The 5,461-nt window shown below is 65.6% G+C and carries 3 protein-coding genes and 2 pseudogenes; 2 read left to right on the plus strand and 3 right to left on the minus strand.

Going from position 1 to position 5,461, the window contains the following annotated elements:
- Window positions 1–420: 420 nt before the first annotated feature.
- Window positions 421–1,155, plus strand: a pseudogene (locus AC1DYK_RS35140) (IS6 family transposase).
- Window positions 1,156–1,466: 311 nt separating this feature from the next.
- On the opposite strand, the gene AC1DYK_RS35145 reads toward AC1DYK_RS35140, so the two are convergent.
- Both AC1DYK_RS35145 and AC1DYK_RS35150 read right to left on the minus strand, forming a co-directional pair.
- Window positions 1,467–3,197: a GMC family oxidoreductase gene (locus tag AC1DYK_RS35145; protein WP_478170487.1), complete on the minus strand. Its 1,731-nt coding sequence runs from the start codon at window positions 3,195–3,197 to the stop codon at window positions 1,467–1,469.
- 16 nt (window positions 3,198–3,213) lie between these two features.
- On the minus strand, window positions 3,214–4,701 hold the full coding sequence (locus AC1DYK_RS35150; protein WP_478170488.1) for an aldehyde dehydrogenase family protein: 1,488 nt from the start codon (window positions 4,699–4,701) through the stop codon (window positions 3,214–3,216).
- A 215-nt stretch (window positions 4,702–4,916) separates the two neighbouring features.
- Here AC1DYK_RS35150 and AC1DYK_RS35155 point away from each other — a divergent pair, with 215 nt between their 5' ends.
- Window positions 4,917–5,324 (plus strand): AraC-like ligand-binding domain-containing protein, encoded by a 408-nt coding sequence (locus tag AC1DYK_RS35155; protein ID WP_478170489.1) that lies wholly within the window; start codon window positions 4,917–4,919, stop codon window positions 5,322–5,324.
- Here the strand turns inward: AC1DYK_RS35155 and AC1DYK_RS35160 are convergent.
- Window positions 5,313–5,461: pseudogene (locus AC1DYK_RS35160) on the minus strand (IS630 family transposase); the annotation flags it as partial. The gene AC1DYK_RS35155 and the pseudogene AC1DYK_RS35160 sit on opposite strands and share 12 nt — an antisense overlap.

A 5,461-nucleotide genomic window follows, 5' to 3' on the forward strand; every position in this document is an offset into this window, starting at 1 on the left:
GTCCTCACCACGCCCAACGCCAAGCAGCAGAGAGCGCTCAACCTCATCCAGAAGATCCAGATGTAGACAGCAGCCAGAACCCCGATCTCACGCCAAATGCTTGTCGTGCAAAGGAAAACTCGCTCGGCGACTTCAGGAACTTCGGGCTAACGACAGAGGCCGCCCATAGCTGACATCGCCGCATTTCGTCGTGACCGACCGATCCACTTCAGAACTTGACCTTCACCAACACCATCGAAAGAAACGAGGGTGTGCGACCGCGATCGGAGCGTTGGAAGTTACGAACAACGAGGACCCCGCGAATTTGCACGGCTGCTTCGCAATGTCACTGAATGGCGTTCAGGGCCCATTGCAGCCGTGCATCGGACGCTTCAGGCGCCCGATGGCATTGTCACGTTGCCGGCAGCGTAAGCTTGCTGGATGCAAAAGAAAAGGTCGCTGTATCACGGTCATCGATTCCCTGCGGTGGTGATCAGCCAAGCGGTGCGCTGGTACTCGATTCCAATTGAGTTTGCGCGACATCGAGGAACTGCTGTTCGAGCGTGGTGTGGTCGTCAGCTACGAGACGATCCGGCGCTGGTGCGACAAGTTCGGCGCGAGCTTCGCGCATCGCGCCAAGGCCGCGCGTCGCAAGCCGGGCTCGACCTGGCATCTGGACGAGATGTTCGTGACGCTACGCGGTGAGCCCTACGCGCTGTGGCGCGCCGTCGATCAGCATGGCGCGGAGCTCGACATCTTAATGCAGAAGCGCCGCGACAAGGCGGCCGCGAAGCGCTTCTTCAAGCGCGTGCTCGCCGCTTGCCCAGAGGCTCCTTGCAAGATCGTCACCGACCAGCTGCGCAGCTACTCGGCCGCGAAGGCCGAGATCGCGGAGCTGGCGAATGTCCGGCATGTGTTCGTCAAGGCCTGCGCCCGCGTGAACAACCGTGCCGAAAACAGCCATCAGCCCACCCGTGAGCGCGAGCGGCGCATGAGAGGCTTCCGCAGGCCCGAGCGCGCCCAGGCCTTTCTCTCGAGCTTTGGTCCGATCCGCCAGCACTTCGCGCTCAAGCGTCATCTGCTGCGTCCATCGCTCTATCGCAAGCAATTGGCCGCGCGCTTCGACGCCTGGCGACTTTTCACTGGCCTCACTCAAATCCGTCTGCCGCCTTCTGAATCGCAACTCCACCTGCAAATGTTGCGACCGCGAGCCCTCAACGTGACAACACCCTCACAAGGCCTATGACGCCGCGGCAGGGCCCCGCAGCGGAATTCAAATGTACGGCAGAAGCCATCCCGGCGTGCCTGTCGAGGGTCAACGCCCGTCGCCGGATCGGGACGGCGCTTGACCACAGGTATTGACGACCCTGTAAAGGAGCAGGAGGTGACGGCAATCACCTCGCACGGTGCCAGGTTTCTGCCCCCTGTTGCGCTCCAGGGCACGATCAACGTCGCGGGCTATGCAAGCGAAGGCCGCGCCTTCTCTCTCAGGATCTGGCCAGCAGAATCTCGCTCAGGCGCTCGCCGATGATCACGCATGGCGCCATCGTGTTGCCTGTCGTGATGCGCGGCATGATCGAGCCGTCGGCGATGCGAAGGTTCTCGATGCCGTAGACCCGCAGCTTGGCATCCACGACCGACATCTTGTCGGTGCCCATCTTCGCGGTGCAGGTCGCGTGGAAGTAGGAAACCGCGGCGTCGCGGATGAAGTTGTCGAGTTCCTTGCCCTTGATCGGGCCCGGCATGACTTCGCGCTTCACGAAAGGCTTCATCGGGGCCGAGTTGCCGATCTCGCGGCACAGCGCCACGGCCTTGCGCATCGCGGCCATGTCGTCCGGATGCTCGAGCACGTTGGCGTGCACCTCGACGTCGCCGCGTGGGTCGCTCGACTTCAGGCGCAGATGTCCCCGGCTCTTGGGCCTCACGATGCCGGGCCCGATGGTCCACGCGGTCGGCACGGCTCGCTTGGAAGTGATCTCGGAGGAGAACGGGATCTCGATCTGGAACGGCTGCAGGTCGGGCGTGTCGAGCTTCGGGTCGCTCTTCCAGAAGAAGGTGGCCTCGGCCGAGTTGTTGCGCGGCGGCAGTCCTTCGGGTGGCTCCCACATGCAGGCCGCGACCATGGTGTGGTCCTGGAAGTTGCGGCCCACACCCGGCAGGTTCGCCACCACCGGAATCCCCAGCCGCTTGAGTTCGGCCGCATCGCCGATGCCCGAGAGCATCAGGATCCGCGGCGTGTTGATGGCGCCGGTCGACAGCACCACCTCGCGCGCCGCGCCGATCTTGCGGACCTGGCCGTCCCACTCGACCTCGACGCCAGTGACCTTCTTGCCGTCGAGCGTGAGCTTATGCACCAGCGCCTGGGTCAGGATGGTCAGGTTGGCCTGGTCCATGATCGGATACAGGTAGTGCGACGGCACGTTCCGGCGCCGGCCATCCTTGACGCAGAGATTGGCCACCGCGGCGCCGCCGGGTCCTTCCATCATGACGCCGTTGTGGTCCGCAAACCCGGGGATACCCACCGAGGCGCAGGCCTGGACCATGGCAGGGGCCAGCGGGCTCGGGTCCGGCGCCGGCTGCATGAAGACCAGGCCACCCTTGCCGCGTCGCTCCGGATCGGGTTCGCCCTGCCAGTCCTCGATGCGCTTGTAGATCTCCAGCACGTGGCGGTAGCCCCAGGCCGGGTCGCCGGCTTCGCGGGCCCAATGGTCGTAGTCGTTCTTGTGACCGCGCGCCCACACCGTGGCATTGATGCTGCTGCCACCGCCGATGGCCTTGCCCATCGGCATGGCGATGGAGCGGTTGTTCAAGGCCGGGCGTGGCACCGTCTTGAAGCCCCAGTCGAGGGGCCCGCCGATGTTCGTGTACCAGACCGCCGGGTTCAGGATGCTGGGCGCGTCCGCCGCGCCGCCCGCCTCCAGAAGCAAGACTTGGACATTCGGGTCTTCGGCCAGCCGGCGTGCCACCACCGAACCCGACGAGCCCGAGCCGCAGACTATGTAGTCGTAGCGCGGCCTGAGCTCGCGCCTCAGTTCGGCTTGGTTGGCGCCGATGGCCAGTGCCTTGTCGGCCAGGGTCATGGCGGTCAGCGCGGTGGTTCCGAGGGCTCCGGCCATGCGGATGAAGCCGCGGCGGTCGAGCCGGCCCACCATCAGTTGCGCTTCGAGCGCGTCGAGTCGAGCGGCGGCCTGCGCTTGCGCCTGCGTCGTATTCTTCATGCGCGTGCTCCTCGATTCAACCCACGAACCACGGCGGGTTCACCTGGGTCTGCACGGTGATCGCCTTCAGGTGCGAGTACATGTTGAGCGTCTCGCGGCAGTACTCGCTGCCGATGCCGCTCTCCTTGAATCCGCCGAACGGCGAGCCGCTCGCGAGGTTGAAGTAGTGGTTGATCCACACCGACCCCGCCTCGAGACGGTCCGCGGTTTCCATGGCGTTGCGCAGGTTGGTGGTGTACAGGCCGGCGGCGAGGCCGTAGCGCACGTCGTTGGCTTCGCGCAGCATGGTCTCGTGGTCGCTCCAGCGGATCACCGACAGCACCGGTCCGAACACCTCCTCCTGCGCGATGCGCATGCTGTTCTTTGCCTCGAACACGGTCGGCGCGATGAAGTAGCCGTGCTCGCTGCCCTCGATCGGCACCCGCTTGCCGCCGGCAACCAGCCGGGCGCCTTCGTCCTTGGCGATGTCGATGTAGTTGAGCACCCGCCGGCCCTGCGTTTCCGAAACCAGTCCGCTGAGCTTGGCCGAGTCGTCGAGCGGGCCGCCGACCTTGAGCCTCCGCGTTGCTTCGGCCAGTTGCTCCAGGAAGCGGTCGTAGATCGCGTCGTGCACGAACAGTCGCGTGCCCGCCAGGCAGGACTGGCCGTTGCAGTACATGGCGGCGAACACCGCGTTGTCGACCACCGCCTCGATGCTCTCGATGTCGGGAAAGACGATGTTCGGACTCTTTCCGCCCAGCTCCAGCGACACCGGCACCAGCCGCTGGGCACCGGCCACCGACACCAACCGGCCGACCTCGCTGCTGCCGGTGAAGGCGAGCTTGTTGACGCCCGGATGGGCGGTCAGGGCGGCGCCGGCCTCGTCGCCCATCCCGGGCACGATGTTGACCACGCCGGGCGGAAAGATGGCCGCGATGTGCTTGGCCAGCTCGAGCGTCGAGAGCGAGGCGTTCTCGTCGGGCTTCAGCACCACGGTGTTGCCCGCGGCCAGCGCCGGCGCCAGCTTGAAGGCCACCATGATGGCCGGAACGTTCCACGGAATGATCTGGCCGCAGACGCCGACCGGCTCGCGCTTGGCGATCATGTAGCCGTTGGGAATCGGCCGGCCGAAGCCTTCGTGCGTCAGCACGGCGCCGGCGAAGTAGCGGTACTGCGCGTTGGCGATCATGTGGTCGAGGGTCGTCTCCGACAGCCGGCGACCGATGTCCAGCGCATCGATCAGGGCCATCCGTGGCATGTCCGCGGCCAGCGCATCGGCCAGCTTCAGCAGCATCGTGGAGCGCTCTTCGTAAGAGGTAGCGCGCCAGCCCGGCAGCGCCCGCCGCGCAGCCTTGACCGCCTCATCGATCTGCGCCGCGCCGCAGCGCGCGATGGATGCCAGGTGGGCCCCGGTGGCCGCATTGGTCGCGACAAAGGTCGGGCCGTTCGACGGCCTGAAGGCGCCGCCGATGAAGGGGCCGTAGTGGCTGTCGAGTCGAGGGTCCGTGATGGTTTCGTTGCCCATGGCGATGTCCTAGGTGATCGGTGGTGGAAGAGCCCGGCGCCGGAGGGGTCGGGGTGGGGGCATTCTTGAAGCTGGGATCGGATGCCGCTATCCGGTGTGCGCACCGCTGTCCGCAATGCGCAGCGGGCTGAATCGGGTTCTCCCTGATCGCGGCGACGCAGGTGCGGCCACAGGATTCGCCCTGCCGCCGGCCGATGCGATGGCACGAAGACTGCATGCGGCCCGGCTTTCGAGTCAGCGTCCGCGACGAGGCGATCGAGACGGTCGGACAGGTCTGTTGCCGGCACCATCTCAAGCTCGGCGCCCGGGCGCGGAGCATCGACACCACGCTCGACATCACGGGTTCCTCACGCCAGCCGGTGGTCCGCCTGCGCTACGGCGCTCCGGTGAGCGTGGACGCCGGCCACTTTCCCGACCTGTTCCTGATCATGCGTTGCACCGGAGGCCAGGGCAGCGTGCGGCAGGGCCGGTGGGTCAAAATTTCGGCCGGCGCCAACGGCCATAGCGATGACGGAACGGGCGAACGCCAGCCGCACGTGCTTCATCGAAACTTCGCCGACGTTCAATGGTGCATGGAACTGCCCGCGCCGCCTTTCATGCACCAAGAGCCGCTAGTGTCGTGAGTTAGAAGTTCGCAAACAAAATCTCTCGACGCTCGCAAGGATGTCATCGGCAGTCTTGGACCAGACGAACGGCTTGGGGTCGCTGTTGTTGATCTTGATGTAGTGCCTGATGGCCTGTTCGAGCTGGCGCGTGGAGC

The organism is Variovorax sp. P2_H12 (assembly GCF_056403395.1).

Coding starts and splice junctions, on each gene's coding strand:
- AC1DYK_RS35145 (WP_478170487.1), bottom strand. CDS start 3,197: ATGAAGAATACGACGCAGGCGCAAGCGCAGGCCGCCGCTCGACTCGAC.
- AC1DYK_RS35150 (WP_478170488.1), bottom strand. CDS start 4,701: ATGGGCAACGAAACCATCACGGACCCTCGACTCGACAGCCACTACGGC.
- AC1DYK_RS35155 (WP_478170489.1), top strand. CDS start 4,917: ATGCGGCCCGGCTTTCGAGTCAGCGTCCGCGACGAGGCGATCGAGACG.